The 353-nt window shown below is 68.3% G+C and carries 1 protein-coding gene; it reads left to right on the top strand.

Translation table 11 applies throughout. The annotated features are described in order from the left end of the window. The coding region (locus tag EN852_RS36775) for a GGDEF domain-containing protein (protein ID WP_135879754.1) at nt 1-353 on the top strand (353 nt) is incomplete at both ends.

The following is a 353-nucleotide window of genomic DNA, read 5'->3' as shown; positions in this document are numbered from 1 at the left end:
GTCGGCGAGGCCATGGCCTCCGGCGACCAGGAGCGGCTCTGCGGCCTCGCGGTACTCGATCTCGACGACTTCAAGAGCGTCAACGACACGCTCGGCCATCCGGTCGGCGACGGACTGATCTACGCCGTGGCCGAACGTCTCGCCGCGATCGCCGGACCGGGCATCACCGTCAGCCGCTTCGGCGGCGACGAGTTCATGGTCTTCTTCGACCGGGTCGAGGATGAGAGCCATCTCAGCACCCTGCTCGACGAGATCTTCGCGGACCTGCAGGGCGAGGTGGACGTCGCCGGCCACGGGTTGCGCATCCAGACCAGCGGCGGCGCGGTGCTGTCCAAGGTCAAGGACACCGACGC

It is taken from the genome of Mesorhizobium sp. M2E.F.Ca.ET.209.01.1.1 (assembly GCF_004010375.2).
Taxonomy (GTDB): Bacteria; Pseudomonadota; Alphaproteobacteria; order Rhizobiales; family Rhizobiaceae; genus Mesorhizobium.
This window is presented reverse-complemented; position numbering and strand designations above follow the sequence as displayed.